Annotated in this window: 17 protein-coding genes; 10 read left to right on the forward strand and 7 right to left on the reverse strand. The window is 71.0% G+C overall.

Going from position 1 to position 14,080, the window contains the following annotated elements; genetic code table 11:
• Positions 1–161 precede the first annotated feature (161 nt).
• Together ACWIF2_RS37220 and ACWIF2_RS37225 are read left to right on the forward strand one after the other, a co-directional pair.
• Positions 162–1,118: a DUF4258 domain-containing protein gene (locus tag ACWIF2_RS37220; RefSeq protein WP_454365646.1), complete on the forward strand. Its 957-nt coding sequence runs from the start codon at positions 162–164 to the stop codon at positions 1,116–1,118.
• Between the two features lie 22 nt (positions 1,119–1,140).
• On the forward strand, positions 1,141–1,365 hold the full coding sequence (locus ACWIF2_RS37225; protein WP_454365648.1) for a DUF2283 domain-containing protein: 225 nt from the start codon (positions 1,141–1,143) through the stop codon (positions 1,363–1,365).
• Between the two features lie 42 nt (positions 1,366–1,407).
• Here the strand turns inward: ACWIF2_RS37225 and ACWIF2_RS37230 are convergent, their stop codons facing one another.
• The gene (locus tag ACWIF2_RS37230; protein ID WP_454365650.1) at positions 1,408–2,313 is read right to left on the reverse strand and encodes a LysR family transcriptional regulator; all 906 of its coding nucleotides are present in this window, start codon (positions 2,311–2,313) and stop codon (positions 1,408–1,410) included.
• A gap of 87 nt (positions 2,314–2,400) precedes the next feature.
• Between ACWIF2_RS37230 and ACWIF2_RS37235 the strand changes: the two genes are divergently transcribed.
• Positions 2,401–3,231, forward strand: coding sequence for an oxidoreductase (locus tag ACWIF2_RS37235; RefSeq protein WP_454365652.1), 831 nt, complete (start codon positions 2,401–2,403; stop codon positions 3,229–3,231).
• A 214-nt stretch (positions 3,232–3,445) separates the two neighbouring features.
• Positions 3,446–5,026: a S8 family peptidase gene (locus ACWIF2_RS37240; RefSeq protein WP_454365654.1), complete on the forward strand. Its 1,581-nt coding sequence runs from the start codon at positions 3,446–3,448 to the stop codon at positions 5,024–5,026.
• Positions 5,027–5,264: 238 nt separating this feature from the next.
• Here ACWIF2_RS37240 and ACWIF2_RS37245 read toward each other — a convergent pair whose 3' ends face one another.
• Complete coding sequence (locus ACWIF2_RS37245) at positions 5,265–6,164, reverse strand: helix-turn-helix transcriptional regulator (RefSeq protein ID WP_454365656.1); 900 nt, start codon at positions 6,162–6,164, stop codon at positions 5,265–5,267.
• 152 nt (positions 6,165–6,316) lie between these two features.
• Here ACWIF2_RS37245 and ACWIF2_RS37250 point away from each other — a divergent pair, with 152 nt between their 5' ends.
• Both ACWIF2_RS37250 and ACWIF2_RS37255 read left to right on the forward strand, forming a co-directional pair.
• Complete coding sequence (locus ACWIF2_RS37250) at positions 6,317–6,637, forward strand: carboxymuconolactone decarboxylase family protein (protein ID WP_454365658.1); 321 nt, start codon at positions 6,317–6,319, stop codon at positions 6,635–6,637.
• 27 nt (positions 6,638–6,664) lie between these two features.
• Complete coding sequence (locus ACWIF2_RS37255; protein ID WP_454365660.1) at positions 6,665–7,078, forward strand: (R)-mandelonitrile lyase; 414 nt, start codon at positions 6,665–6,667, stop codon at positions 7,076–7,078.
• Between the two features lie 175 nt (positions 7,079–7,253).
• On the opposite strand, the gene ACWIF2_RS37260 is transcribed toward ACWIF2_RS37255, so the two are convergent.
• The 3 genes from ACWIF2_RS37260 to ychF all read right to left on the reverse strand — a co-directional run bounded on the left by ACWIF2_RS37260 (position 7,254) and on the right by ychF (position 9,023).
• Positions 7,254–7,508 carry a Txe/YoeB family addiction module toxin gene (locus tag ACWIF2_RS37260; protein ID WP_454365661.1) on the reverse strand — a complete coding sequence of 85 codons (255 nt, stop codon included), beginning with the start codon at positions 7,506–7,508 and terminating at the stop codon, positions 7,254–7,256.
• Positions 7,505–7,786: a type II toxin-antitoxin system Phd/YefM family antitoxin gene (locus tag ACWIF2_RS37265; RefSeq protein ID WP_454365663.1), complete on the reverse strand. Its 282-nt coding sequence runs from the start codon at positions 7,784–7,786 to the stop codon at positions 7,505–7,507. Before ACWIF2_RS37265 ends, ACWIF2_RS37260 begins: the two co-directional genes overlap by 4 nt.
• A 148-nt stretch (positions 7,787–7,934) precedes the next feature.
• Positions 7,935–9,023, reverse strand: coding sequence for a redox-regulated ATPase YchF (gene ychF / locus ACWIF2_RS37270; RefSeq protein WP_454365665.1), 1,089 nt, complete (start codon positions 9,021–9,023; stop codon positions 7,935–7,937).
• Between the two features lie 170 nt (positions 9,024–9,193).
• Here ychF and ACWIF2_RS37275 point away from each other — a divergent pair, with 170 nt between their 5' ends.
• The gene (locus ACWIF2_RS37275; RefSeq protein ID WP_454365667.1) at positions 9,194–9,748 is read left to right on the forward strand and encodes a DUF6542 domain-containing protein; all 555 of its coding nucleotides are present in this window, start codon (positions 9,194–9,196) and stop codon (positions 9,746–9,748) included.
• Between the two features lie 33 nt (positions 9,749–9,781).
• Here the strand turns inward: ACWIF2_RS37275 and ppgK are convergent, their stop codons facing one another.
• Positions 9,782–10,528, reverse strand: coding sequence for a polyphosphate--glucose phosphotransferase (gene ppgK / locus ACWIF2_RS37280; protein WP_454365669.1), 747 nt, complete (start codon positions 10,526–10,528; stop codon positions 9,782–9,784).
• A 69-nt stretch (positions 10,529–10,597) separates the two neighbouring features.
• Positions 10,598–11,656, reverse strand: a complete 1,059-nt coding sequence (locus ACWIF2_RS37285; protein WP_454365671.1) for a 4-hydroxy-3-methylbut-2-enyl diphosphate reductase — start codon at positions 11,654–11,656, stop codon at positions 10,598–10,600.
• A gap of 173 nt (positions 11,657–11,829) precedes the next feature.
• Between ACWIF2_RS37285 and xseA the strand changes: the two genes are divergently transcribed.
• The 3 genes from xseA (at position 11,830) to ACWIF2_RS37300 (ending at position 14,018) form a co-directional block, all read left to right on the forward strand.
• Positions 11,830–13,038 carry an exodeoxyribonuclease VII large subunit gene (xseA, locus tag ACWIF2_RS37290; protein WP_454365675.1) on the forward strand — a complete coding sequence of 403 codons (1,209 nt, stop codon included), beginning with the start codon at positions 11,830–11,832 and terminating at the stop codon, positions 13,036–13,038.
• Positions 13,039–13,047: 9 nt separating this feature from the next.
• Positions 13,048–13,293 (forward strand): exodeoxyribonuclease VII small subunit, encoded by a 246-nt coding sequence (locus tag ACWIF2_RS37295; protein ID WP_311127552.1) that lies wholly within the window; start codon positions 13,048–13,050, stop codon positions 13,291–13,293.
• A 134-nt stretch (positions 13,294–13,427) separates the two neighbouring features.
• Positions 13,428–14,018, forward strand: coding sequence for a malonic semialdehyde reductase (locus ACWIF2_RS37300; protein WP_454365673.1), 591 nt, complete (start codon positions 13,428–13,430; stop codon positions 14,016–14,018).
• Positions 14,019–14,080: the final 62 nt, after the last annotated feature.

Here is a 14,080-nt window from a genome sequence, read left to right on the forward strand (position 1 = left end):
GTGCCACCCGACACACGGCGGACGGGCCGACCCCCGCCGGTCGGCGGAGTCGACTCCCGCCCTCGGGCGGATGTCCCCGGTGGGTGTCCCGCTGTCACGATCCGTCAGGTCGCCGATCACCACCCGCCCGTCGAGCGAACGGGCCTTCAGCAAGGACGCACATGCACCACACCCAGGACCGCCCCGCCCGACGCCGACGCCTGCACGCCCGCATCCTGGTGGCGGGCGCCACCGCCGGAGCGGTGCTGCTGACCGCCGCGGGCGCGCACGCGGAGACCGGTGGCGCCGAGTCCCGGTCGTCCCTGGCCGTACAGGCGGCCGAGACGGTCGAGCGGGTCACAGGGACCTCCGATCTCGTTCCCGGAACGCCGCTCGACGGCGGCGCCACCCGCGCGGAGGTGACCACCGAGACGTCCCCGGCCCGCATCACCGCGCCCGGCACCGCCGACGGAGCCGTGGAGTTCGCCTACGGCACCGACGTGCTGCGCCTCACCCTGCCCGGCAGCGCCGACTCCCGGGCCGCCGCCGGCGCCAACGGCACCGTCGTTTACCCCGGCGCGGGCGAGGACATCGACCTGGCCGTGCAGCCCAACCGCGACGGCGTGCGCACGCTCGTCACGCTCAAGGACGCGGACGCCCCGACCGAGTACCGCTTCCCGCTGGGCCTGCCCGCGGACGCGACCACCGAGGTCCTCGAGGACGGCTCCATCCTGGTCAGCCGCGGCGAGGAGTACCTCGGTACGTTCGACGCCCCCTGGGCGAAGGACGCGCGCGGCGAGGCCGTGCCCACCGAGTACCGCGTCGAGGACGGCGCCCTGATCCAGACCGTGCGGCCCGGCCCTGGCACGGCCTTCCCGGTGGTGGCTGACCCGGCGTGGTTCATCCCGATCGCCATCGTCGCCGGGCGGCTGCTGCTCACCCAGGGCGTCAAGAGCATCTCCCGGCACGCCGCCCAGCGCATGGCGCAGCGCGGCATCAGCCAGGAGATGGTCGCGCGTACGGTGAAGACCGGCAAGAAGACCAAGGGCAAGTCGCCCGGCACGTGGAAGTACACCACCGGCAAGGTCTGGGTCGTCGTCAACAAGGCCGGGAACGTCGTGTCCGTCGGCCGCAACTGAGCCCGTTCCCGAGAGGCGAACCATGCACATCGAGTACGACCGCGAGAACGACACCGCCTATGTGTCGCTCGTCGCGCGCATCGCCGACGGCGCCGCCGTCCGGCAGATCCCCGTCGCCGGGGTCGGAGCGGACGCCGAGGTCTTCCTCGACGTGGACGCGTCGGGCCGGCTGCTCGGCATCGAGGTCATCGGGGCGGGCGGTGCGTTGCCGGCCGAGGTTCTGGAGCAGTCCTCCTCGTCGGGCTGACGGACCGGGAGGAGGCACGGACGCTTCAGGCCGGGGGCGGCGTCACGTCCTCTCCGTCGCCCGCCGGCAGGCCTCCGCGTACGCCCGTACCAGCGGCCGCCGTCCGTCCTCCCGGCGCCAGGCCAGGACGTAGCGGCTGGGGGTGACACCGCGCACCGGACGGGCCGTCACGCCGCCCAGGGTGAGCAGCGGGACGTTGCCCTCGGCCACCAGGCACACGCCGAGGCCGGCGGCGAGGGCCTCGTACGTCTCCTCCGTGCTCGCGATCTCCGCGCCGATCCTGGGCGTTCGGCCGCCGCGCGCGTCCAGGGCGAGCCAGTAGTCGCGCAGCGGCCCCGTGCTCTCGGGCAGCGCGAGGAACGGCTCGTCGAGCAGGTCCGCGATGTCGATCTCGGTACGGCCCGCGAGGGGGTGCGTCTCCGGCAGGGCGACCAGCAGCGGCTCCTCGGCGACGACCGTCCAGGCGAAGCGGTCCTGGCCGGGCAGCGGCAGCCAGACGAAAGCCACGTCCGCGGCACCGTCGGCGAGGCCCGCGGTGGGGTCCTCCCAGTTGACCTGCCGCAGCCGTACGACGGCCTCCGGGTGCGCCGCGGTGAAGCGGGAGCGGATCGCGGGCAGCAGACCGCCGCGGACCGGGCTGGTGCTCATGCCCACCACCAGCGTGCTGCGCTGCGCCGCCCGGGCCGACTCCACGGCGGCCGCTCCCTCCGCCCAGTCCGCCAGCACCCGCCGGGCGTGCGGCAGCAGTGCCGCACCCGCCTCGGTGAGGGCCACGCCGTGCCGGTCGCGCCGGAACAGCTCGACGCCCAACTGCCGCTCCAGGGCCCGGACCTGCTTGCTCAGTGCGGGCTGGGACACGTAGAGGCGCTCGGCGGCGCGAGTGAAGTGCAGCTCCTCGGCCACCGCCACGAAGTAGCGCAGGTCCCGTACATGAACGTCCATGGTCATAACCATTGGTTATCACCCTGGGTCTTGGACGGGGCGGCGAACCCGGCGAGAGGGTGAAGGCGTAACGACACGAGACGGGGAGCTGTCATGAACAAGGTGTGGCTGATCACGGGTGCGAGCAGCGGCTTCGGGCGGGCGATCGCCGAGGCGGCCCTCGCGGCGGGCGATGTGGTGGTCGGCGCCGCCCGGCGGCCGGAGGCGCTGGACGACCTGGTCGCCGCCCACCCCGACCGGGTGGAGGCGCTGCGCCTGGACGTCGCCGACACCGGCGCCGCCGAGGCCGCCGTACGGGACGTCGTGGCGCGGCACGGGCGGATCGACGTCCTGGTCAACAACGCGGGCCGGACGCATGTCGGGGCCTTCGAGGAGACCACCGAGGAGGAGCTGCGAGCGCTGTTCGACGTGCATGTCTTCGGCCCGGCCGCCCTCAGCAGAGCCGTGCTGCCGTCCATGCGGGAGCGGCGCTCGGGCGCGATCGTGCAGATGAGCAGCATGGGCGGGCAGCTGTCCTTCGCGGGCTTCTCGGCGTACAGCGCGACGAAGTTCGCCCTGGAGGGCATGTCCGAGGGGCTCGCGGACGAGGTCGCGGACTTCGGCATCAAGGTGCTGATCGTCGAGCCGGGCGCCTTCCGCACCAGTCTGTTCGAGACCGGGCGGGCCGGCGCCAGCGCGGACACCGGCCTGTATGGCAAGGTCAGCGAGACCCGTGGGGCCGTCGCCGGCGGTGACGGCGCCCAGCCGGGCGACCCGGCCAAGGCCGCCGCCCTGATCCTGGCCGCCCTGGAGGCCGAGCAGACGCCGCTGCGGCTGCCCCTCGGCGACGACGGCGTCAGCGCGGTCCTCGGCCACCTCGACCAGGTGCGGGACGAGGTCGTGGCGTGGGAGAAGCGCACCCGGAACACGGCGTTCGACGACTGACGGCGCGTCCGGCGAACCGGCGGCATATCTGACGACACATCACAAGGGCCCTGCATGTCCGTGCAGGGCCCTTGTGCAATTCCTGTGGAGGCCTCAATCTTTCGGCTGACGCACAGGAGTCGTCCTCGGGTTGACATGACCATGACTCCAGGGTGGCTTCGACGGGCGTGCACCACACCCCACAGCGCACCACCGATCGAGGAGGACCCCTCAGATGGCAGTGATGCGTACTCCCCACGGATCCACCCGGCGAAGACTGGCCGCGCTCGGCGCGACGGCCACCGCGGCGCTCGTCGCGAGCCTCGTCTCCGCCCTCCCCGCCGGCGCGGCCCCGATCGCCGCCGAGGGACGTGTCCAGTACGAGGGCGCCGCGAACTCCGTCGCCGACAGCTACATCGTCACCCTGAAGACCGAGAAGGCCGGTTCCGCCGAGGGCCGCGCCCTCGCGCACAAGTACGGCGCCGAGATCGAGCGGACGTACACCAAGGCCCTGAACGGCTATGCCGTCGAGGCGTCCGAGTCCGAGGCGAAACGTCTCGCCGCCGACCCGGCCATCGCCTCCGTCGTCCAGGACAGGACCTACCGCATCACCGGGACGCAGCCCAGCCCGCCCTCCTGGGGCCTGGACCGCGTCGACCAGAAGAACCTGCCACTGAACAGCTCGTACACCTACCCGGACTCGGCGGGCCAGGGCGTCACGGCGTACGTCATCGACACCGGCGTCCGCATCACCCACAGCGACTTCGGCGGGCGCGCCTCCTACGGCTACGACGCCGTCGACAACGACAACACCGCCCAGGACGGCCACGGTCACGGCACCCACGTCGCCGGCACCGTCGCGGGGAGCGCCTACGGCGTCGCCAAGCAGGCCAAGGTCGTCGGTGTCCGTGTGCTGAACAACTCGGGCCAGGGCACCACCGCCCAGGTCGTCGCGGGCATCGACTGGGTCGCGCGGAACGCGGTCAAGCCGGCCGTCGCCAACATGTCCCTCGGCGGCCCCGCCGACACGGCGATCGACACCGCCGTACGCAACGCCGTCACCTCCGGCGTCACCTTCGTGGTCGCGGCGGGCAACGAGTCCACCAACGCCTCCACCCGGTCCCCGGCCCGCGTCACCGAGGCCGTCACGGTCGGCGCCACCACGTCGAGCGACGCGAAGGCGAGCTACTCCAACTACGGCACGGTGCTGGACCTGTTCGCGCCCGGCTCGTCCATCACCTCGGCCTGGAACTCGAGCGACTCGGCGACCAACACCATCTCCGGTACGTCGATGGCGAGCCCGCATGTCGCCGGAGCCGCCGCCCTGCACCTGGCCGACAACCCGACGGCCACTCCCGCGCAGGTCTCCGCCGCGCTGACGGCCGCCGCCACCACCGGTGTCGTCACCAGTCCCGGCAGCGGCTCCCCCAACCGGCTCCTGTACGTCGGCGGCGGTACGACCACCCCGCCCGGCCCGCGCTTCGAGAACACCGCCGACCAGGCCATCGCCGACAACGCCACCGCCGAGTCCCCGGTGACGGTCTCCGGCGTCTCCGGCAACGCGCCCTCGGCCCTGGCCGTCGAGGTGCACATCGTCCACACGTACATCGGCGATCTCCAGGTCCAGCTGATCGCCCCCGACGGCACGGCGTACACGCTGAAGGGGTACGGCACCGGCGGCAGTGCGGACAACATCGACACCACGTACTCCGTGAACGCCTCGGCCGAGACCGCCAACGGCACGTGGACCCTGCGGGTGAGCGACAACGCCCGCCTGGACACCGGGCGGATCGACGCGTGGGCGCTCCAGTTCTGAGCCCCGTGTGCGAAGGACCGTCAGTTCGCTGACGCGTCCGGTACGCAGGCGTCCCCGGCCGGGGGTCAGGCCCCGGCCGGGACGCCGAGCTTGGCGAGCAGGGCGCGCACGCGCTGGAGACAGGGACGGTCAGGGGGGAGCGACGACCTCGCCCAGCCACAGGTGCCCGGCGAAGCGGTCGACGGCATGCACTCGGCGATCGTCCGCGCGACCAAGCCGCGCTGACGGGCCGGCGCGCTCACCCCTGCTGCTGATCGGGGGCGGCAGCGGTGTCGCCGGTGACCGGTGCCTCCTCGGTGGCGGCCCACGCGGCGAGCAGCTGGAGGGCGTCGTGGTCTGCGGAGCCGGGTGCGGCGCTGTAGGCGGTGAGGGTGAGGCCGGGCTGGGCGGGCAGTTCCATGGCGTCGAAGTCGAGGGTGAGGACACCGACCTCGGGGTGCCGGAAGGACTTGCGGCCGGTGTGGTGCAGGCGCACGTTGTGCCTGGCCCAGGCGGTGCGGAACTCCTCGCTGCGGGTGACGAGCTCGCCGATCAGGCCGGTCAGCTCGGTGTCGTGAGGGGCGCGTCCGGCCTCGGTCCGCAGCAGGGAAACGGTGGTGTGCAAGGACTCCTCCCAGTCGGGAAAGAAGTCGCGGCCACGGGCGTCGAGGAACTGGAACCGGGCGATGTTGACGGTCCGGGCGGTGCGGTCGGGGAACAGCGGGGAGTACAGGGCCCGGCCGAGGCGGTTGGTCGCGAGGATGTCCAGGCGGCCGTTGCGGATGAAGGCCGGGGAGTCGGTCATCGACGCCAGGACACGCAGGACGCTGTCCGGCAGAGGGCCGCGGGCGCGTCCCGGGCGGCGGGCGGGGCGCTTGGCGGCGGCGCGGGCCAGGTCGAACAGATGGGCGCGCTCGGCGTCATCGAGCTGGAGGGCATTGGCCACGGCGTCGAGGACCTCCTCGGAGGCACCGGCGAGGTGACCGCGTTCGAGGCGGACGTAGTAGTCGATGCTGACGCCGGCGAGCAGCGCGACCTCTTCCCGGCGCAGTCCCGGCACCCGCCGATTACCCCCGTAGGCGGGCAGCCCCGCCTGCCGCGGTGTGATCCTGGCCCGGCGGGATCTCAGAAACTCGCGGACGTCGCTCTCGGTGCTCACACACTCCAGGCTAGGCGGGACGCCCCGTGGCTGGGGGGCCCTGCCAGTACCTGTAACGGCAGCCCCTTCTCCACCACCCCGGACTGCGTTTTCCTCGACATCGGCCGCGAATCCATACCCGCACAGCCCGTCTTGATCAAGGAGCAGTTCTCATGCCTAAACAGTCCGCACCCCAGGAGCTGGCCGGGATCGCACCCAAGCTCGTCGAGGTCACCGACGAGGTGTTGTTCGGTGACGTCTGGGAGCGGCCCGCTCTCTCCCCGCGCGACCGCAGCCTGGTGACCGTGAGCGTGCTGGCCGCCCTGTACCGGGGCGAGCAGCTCGGCTACCACCTCGGTGTGGCCCTGGACAACGGCCTGAGCACCGAGGAGTTGTCCGAGGCGATCACACACCTGGCCTTCTACGCGGGCTGGCCCAACGCCATGACCGCGATCACCCGGCTCAAGCAGATCACCGACGAGCGAGACGCCTGACGAGACCCCCGACGACAGGAGCGAACCATGGAACACATCACAGACACCCCCACCCTCAAGGCCCCGGCCGAGCGCTTCACCGGCGACGTCTACCTCAACATGATCGAGACCCCCGCCGAACCGGCCCGCCTGGCCGCCGCCCTGGTCCGCTTCACCCCCGGCGCCCGCACCAACTGGCACTCCCACGCCCTGGGCCAGGTCCTGCACATCACCGACGGCGTCGGCCTGGTCGGCACCCGAGACGGCAACGTCATCCGCGTCACGGCCGGCGAAACCGTCAAGTGCCCTCCGGACGAAGAACACTGGCACGGCGCCACCGACACCAACCTCCTGGCCCACATCGCCCTGGTCACCGGCACCCCCACGGGCGACGGCACGACCTGGCTGGAGCCGGTGACGGAGGAGCAGTACACGGCGGCCCTCGCCGCCGTCGAGGGCTGACGAGCCCCAGCCCCTGAACTGAGCCCGGGTCATCCCGGCACCGTCAGGACCCGGCCGCCGGGCCGCCGGGCCGCCACGCCCTTACGAGCTCTTCGGGCCTGGCATGTCAAGCATCAGGTGATGACACATTGATCCGGGTCGGCTCTCCGTCGGGTGCCCCAGCCCACGCGAGAGGTCAGTAATGGTAGCGAGCTGCGAGAATGACGATTTTCTCGCCCGTGACCAGGTAGACCAGGCGGTGCTCGTCATCGATCCGCCTCGACCACGCACCGGGCAAGTGGTACTTGAGCGGCTCGGGCTTGCCGATCCCCGTGAAGGGGTCACGCTTCACGTCCTCGATGAGCTTGTTGATCCGAGCGAGAATCTTGCGATCGTTCTTGAGCCAGGACGTGTAGTCCTCCCAGCCCTGGTCCTCGAAGACAAGCCTCACTCGGCACCCGCGTCCGGGGCAGCCGCATCAGGATCGATCAGCTCGCGCTCCGACACGTTGAGGTTGCCCAGGGCGTTCTCGTACGCCTTGAGCAGCCGCCGAGCGTTCGCAGGCGAGCGCAGCAGGTACGAGCCCTCGCGCAGCGCCGCGTAATCCTCGGCCGAGACGAGCACGGCGTTGCCGTGCTTGGAGACGATCTCGATGGCCTCGTGATCGTCGTTGACCTTCTTGATCAGCGGAAAGAGAGCCTTGCGGGCTTCGCTCGCAGTTATCGACACGGACTGACTCCCTACATCCAGTGGTACCGGATAATGTACCACTTGCCGACTGCGCCATCGCAGTACGCAAACAACTGGGGGTCGACTCCCGGACGAGCCGACCCCCAGCTGACCTGCATATTTGCCAGGTCTTGGCTATTTCATCCACTCACACGTTGAAGCGGAACTCCACCACATCCCCGTCCTGCATCACATACTCCTTGCCCTCCATGCGCGCCTTGCCCTTCGCGCGGGCCTCCGCGACCGAGCCCGTCTCCACCAGGTCGTCGAAGGAGATGACCTCCGCCTTGATGAAGCCCTTCTGGAAGTCGGTGTGGATGACGCCGGCCGCCTCGGGGGCCGTGGCGCCCTTCTTGATGGTCCAGGCGCGGGATTCCTTGGGGCCGGCCGTGAGGTAGGTCTGGAGGCCGAGGGTGTTGAAGCCGACGTGGGCGAGGGTGGCGAGGCCGGGCTCGTCCTGGCCGACGGACTGGAGGAGTTCCAGCGCCTCGTCCTCGTCGAGCTCGGCGAGGTCCGCCTCCAGCTTGGCGTTGAGGAAGATCGCCTCGGCGGGGGCGACCAGGGCCCGCTGCTCGTTCTTGAAGTCCTCGTCGACCAGTTCGTCCTCGTCGACGTTGAAGACGTAGAGGAACGGCTTGGTGGTGAGCAGGTGCAGGTCGTGCAGCAGCTCGTTGCGCTCGGTGCCCTGGACGATCCCGTGGGCGAAGAGCGTGTCGCCCTTCTCCAGGATCTCCTTGGCCTCCTCGACGGCCTTGACCTTCGGGGCGATGTCCTTCTTGATGCGCGACTCCTTCTGGAGGCGCGGGAGGACCTTCTCGATGGTCTGGAGGTCCGCGAGGATCAGCTCGGTGTTGATCGTCTCGATGTCGTCCTTGGGCGAGACCTTGCCGTCCACGTGCACGACGTTCTCGTCCGCGAAGGCACGGATGACCTGGCAGATCGCGTCCGACTCACGGATGTTCGCCAGGAACTTGTTGCCCAGGCCCTCACCCTCGGACGCGCCGCGCACGATGCCCGCGATGTCGACGAAGTCGACCGTCGCCGGGAGGACCTTCTCCGACTTGAAGATCTCGGCCAGCTTGCCGAGCCGCGGGTCGGGGACGCCGACGACGCCCACGTTCGGCTCGATGGTGGCGAACGGGTAGTTGGCCGCCAGCACGTCGTTCTTGGTCAGGGCGTTGAACAGGGTCGACTTGCCGACATTCGGCAGACCGACGATTCCGATCGTGAGCGACACGTTGCGACTTCCCGTGAGTGGAGAGGGCCAGGGGGCCAGGGGACCGGCCGATCCACCAGTCTACGGCGTACCCGCAACCGGCCCGGCGGCCTGTCGAACGCTTGGCCAAGCCCCGGCCCACGGCGTGTCTGAGGGGCGATTCGGCACATTAAACGACCTACGTTGGTGCAGTGGAGCAATACAGGACGCGACCTGCCCGGTACGGACCGCGACGCGACCGGCCGAGATCGTCCCTGCCGCCCCAGGCGAAACGGGGGGCGGAGAGTGAGGCGGCGGTACGGCGGACCGCGCCCGCGTCGGCGGCGCCCGCCGCGGGACGGCTGCCGAATCCCCGGCTGACCGGGCTGGGCAGCGGATTGTTCTGCGGAGTGGTGATGTTCCTGCTCGGCGGGCTGTGCTCGGTGCTGTTCGGGGCGTCGCTGACGGCGTACGGCGTGCTGTTCGTGCCGGTGTGCGTGCTGACCGCCGTCTGGGTGCGGCGGGGGGACCTGATGATCGCGCCCGTCGTGGTGCCGATCGCGTTCGCCGTCGGGCTGCTGCCGATGGCCGACGGCGACGGCGGGACCGGCGGCAGGCTGATGGGACTGGTGACGGCGCTCGCCACGCAGGCCGGGTGGCTGTACGGGGGGACACTCGTCGCCGGGCTCATCGTCATCGTCCGGCGGATCCGGCTGGTGCACCGGCGGCGGACGGCGGCGGCAGCCGGGCCCCGTCCGCCGGGGTGACACCTGCCGGGCCCTAGTGTCCGGCCGCGCGCATCAGTGCCCTGCCGCCCGCATCGCCGCCCCCACGATCCCCGCGTTGTTCTGCAGCTGCGCCGGGACGATCTCCGCCTTGATGCCCTCGATGTGGGGCAGGAACTTGTGGGACTTGCGGCTGACGCCGCCGCCGATGATGAACAGCTCCGGCGAGAACAGCATCTCGACGTGGGCCAGGTACTTGCGCACGCGGTGCGACGCCCAGTGCTCCCACGTCATGTCGTGGTCCTCCCGGGCCTTGCTGGAGGCCCGCTTCTCCGCGTCGTGCCCGTCCAGCTCCAGATGGCCGAGCTCGGTGTTGGGGACGAGGACGCCGTCGACGAAGACCGCGCTGCCGATGCCCGTGCCGAGGGTGAGCACAATCACCGTGCCGTGGCGGCCGCGGCCGGCGCCGAAGTGCATCTCGGCGACGCCCGCCGCGTCCGCGTCGTTCACCACCGTCACCGGCAGGCCGCCCAGCCGCTCGCCGAGCAGCGCGCGGGCGTCGGTGTCGATCCAGCTGTCGTCGACGTTGGCCGCCGTACGGATCACGGCTCCGTCGGTGACCACGCCGGGGAAGGTGACCCCGATCGGCCCCGTCCAGCCGAAGTGGTCGACGACCTCCTTGACGCCGTCGGCCACCCCGTCGGGCGTGGCCGGGTGCGGGGTGAGGACCTTGTGGCGCTCCTGCGCCAGGTCACCCTTGTCCAGGTCCACCGGGGCGCCCTTGATCCCGGAACCGCCGATGTCCACACCGAAGATCTGCATGGCCCTACGTTACGACGAACGACTGACAGTCACAGGCCGGACGGCGGTCGCTGCCCGGCCCGTTCGCGATCACTCCCCGGAATTTTCACCGGTTCCGGTCACGGTTCCGGCACCGGCCTCGCCCGTACCCGCCCCGCCGCGCTCGGCGGCCAGCGTCGCCGCCTCCTCGCGCAGATCGCGGCGCAGTTCCTTCGGCAGGGAGAACGTGATGGACTCCTCGGCCGCCTTGACGATCTCGACGTCCTCGAAGCCGCGCTGCGAGAGCCACTCCAGGACCTGCTCGACCAGGACCTCCGGTACGGAGGCACCCGAGGTGACGCCGATCGTGGAGACGCCCTCCAGCCAGGACTCGTCGATCTCGTCGGCGAAGTCCACGAGGTAGGCCTCGCGCGCGCCCGCGAGCTTGGCGACCTCCACGAGCCGCACGGAGTTGGAGGAGTTGCGGGAGCCGACCACGATCACCAGCTCCGACTCGGCGCCCATCTGCTTCACGGCCAGCTGGCGGTTCTGCGTGGCGTAGCAGATGTCGTCGCTCGGCGGGGAGATGAGCTGCGGGAACTTCTCCTGCAGCGCGTCGACGGTCTCCATGGTCTCGTCGACGGACAGCGTGGTCTGGGAGAGCCAGACGACCTTGGACGGGTCGCGGACCTCGACCTTCGCGACATCGCCCGGCCCGTCGACGAGCTGGATGTGGTCGGGGGCCTCACCGGAGGTGCCGATGACCTCCTCGTGGCCCTCGTGGCCGATCAGCAGGATGTCGTAGTCGTCGTTGGCGAAGCGGACGGCTTCCTTGTGGACCTTGGTGACCAGGGGGCAGGTGGCGTCGATGGTGGCGAGGCGGCCGCGCTCGGCCTCCTCGTGGACGACAGGGGCAACGCCGTGTGCGGAGAACATGACGATGTTCCCCGGGGGCACTTCCTCCGTCTGCTCGACGAAGATCGCGCCCTTCTTCTCCAGGGTCTGCACGACGTACTTGTTGTGGACGATCTCATGCCGGACGTAGACCGGAGCCCCGTACTGCTCCAGCGCTTTCTCGACGGCGATGACGGCGCGGTCCACACCCGCGCAGTAGCCACGGGGGGCGGCGAGCAGGACACGGCGGCCAGGCGAAGCAGACATGCGTCCCATCGTAAGGCCGCGTTCGGCGGGTCACAGATCGCGTCCGTGCGGAGTCCCCCGGGCGGGCTCGGTCTTCGCCTACGCGCGCGTGGGGCTCGGGAACGGGGCCGGGTTCGTGGCCGAACTGGATGGCGATGCCGGACTGCGCGGCGTTGTCAGCGGCGCCCACTACTCTCGCGGGCATGGCTGTGAACACGTCCGCGGAATCCCCGCTCCCCGTCGGTGAGGTGTCGCGGCTCATCGGGGGATGGATCGACCGACTCGGAGCGGTGTGGGTCGAGGGGCAGATCACGCAGTTGTCGCGGCGGCCGGGCGCCGGTGTGGTGTTCCTGACGCTGCGCGACCCGTCGCACGACATCTCCGTCGGCGTCACCTGCTACCGGCAGGTGTTCGACGCCGTCGCGGACGTGGTGAGCGAGGGCGCCCGGGTCGTCGTCCTCGCGAAGCCGGAGTGGTACGCCCCGCGTGGGCAGCTGTCGCTGCGGGCCGCCGAGATACGGCCCGTCGGCGTCGGTGAGCTGCTCGCGCGTCTGGAGCAGCTGAAGAAGACCCTCGCGCGGGAGGGGCTGTTCGCGCCGGAGCGGAAGAAGCCGCTGCCGTTCCTGCCGCAGCTCGTGGGGCTGGTCTGCGGACGGGCCTCGGCCGCCGAGCGGGACGTCCTGGAGAATGCCCGGCACCGCTGGCCCGCCGTCCGCTTCGAGGTGCGCAACGTCGCCGTGCAGGGCGTGCACGCCGTACCGCAGGTCGTGCAGGCCGTGAAGGAGCTCGACGCGAACGAGGACGTGGACGTGATCATCGTCGCGCGGGGCGGCGGCAGTGTGGAGGACCTGCTGCCGTTCTCCGACGAGCAGCTGATCCGGACGGTCTCCCAGTGCCGTACGCCCGTGGTGTCCGCGATCGGGCACGAGCCCGACAACCCGCTGCTCGACCACGTCGCCGACCTGCGCGCCTCCACCCCGACCGACGCCGCCAAGAAGGTCGTACCGGACGTCGGCGAGGAGTACGAGCGCGTGCGGCTGCTGCGGGACCGGGCGCGGCGGTGTGTGGCGGCGCTGGTCGAGCGGGAGGAGCGCGGGCTGGCCCATGCCCTCGCGCGGCCGTCGATAGAGGACCCGCACCGGATGATCGACGAGCGCGCCGACCACGTGGCGGACCTGCTCGACCGGGGCCGGCGCTGTCTGCGGCACCAGCTCGACCGGGCCGACTCGGAGCTGACGCACACGCACGCGCGCGTGGTGGCCCTCTCCCCCGCCGCGACCCTGAAGCGCGGGTACGCCGTGCTGCAGAAGGCGGACGGGCACGCCGTCCGCGATCCCGGCGAGGTGGCGGCCGGCGAGGCACTGCGCGCCCGGGTCTCCGAGGGTGAGTTCTCCGTACGAGTGGACACATAGGGTGGGTGGATGACCAGCGAGGTTGATGAGACGCCGGGCACGTCCGAGGCGCTCGGGTACGAGCAGGCGCGGGACGAACTGATCGAGGTCGTCCGGCGCCTGGAGGCGGGCGGTACGACGCTGGAGGAGTCCCTCGCGCTCTGGGAGCGCGGCGAGGAGCTGGCCAAGGTCTGCCGGCGCTGGCTGGACGGGGCGCGGGCGCGGCTGGACGCGGCGCTGGCCGAGGAGGCCGCGGAGGACGAGGACACCGAGTAGACCGGGCGGGACCCAGCCGGTCCGTGCGGGGTGACACACGACACCCTCAGGTTAGTTGAACGTTGAACTTCACTGGCGTACGGTCGAAGACGTCAGCCGATCTTTCGGACCGACCGTCGCGAGAAAGTGCATTCATGTCCCTCGTTCTTGACCCCGCCGCCCAGGACCTTCTGTTCCGCGAGGCCCGTTCCGCCAACACCTTCACCGACGAGCCGGTGACCGACGAGCAGGTGCAGGCGATCTACGACCTGGTCAAGTACGGTCCGACGGCCTTCAACCAGACTCCGCTGCGCATCACGCTGGTCCGCTCCCCCGAGGCCCGTGAGCGCCTCGTGCCGCACATGGCCGAGGGCAACCGCCCCAAGACGGCGAGCGCCCCGCTGGTCGCGATCCTCTCCGCGGACAACGAGTTCCACGAGGAGCTGCCGCACCTGTTCCCGGCCGCCCCGCAGATCAAGGACGTCTTCTTCTCCGAGCGCCCGGCCCGTGAGAACGCCGCCGGGCTGAACGCCGCCCTCCAGGCCGCGTACTTCATCGTCGGCGTCCGCGCCGCCGGTCTCGCCGCCGGCCCGATGACCGGCTTCGACTTCGAGGGCGTGCGCAAGGAGTTCCTTGACGACGACCACACCCCGCTGATGATCGTCAACATCGGCCGTCCGGGCCCGGACGCCTGGTACCCGCGCTCCCCGCGCCTGGAGTTCGACCAGGTCGTCACCACGGTCTGAGCCCCGCGCACACAGGGCCTGCGCACCCAGGCCCTACGCGCAGGCACGGAGAAGGCCCCCGG

This window comes from Streptomyces sp. NPDC055506, assembly GCF_053643595.1.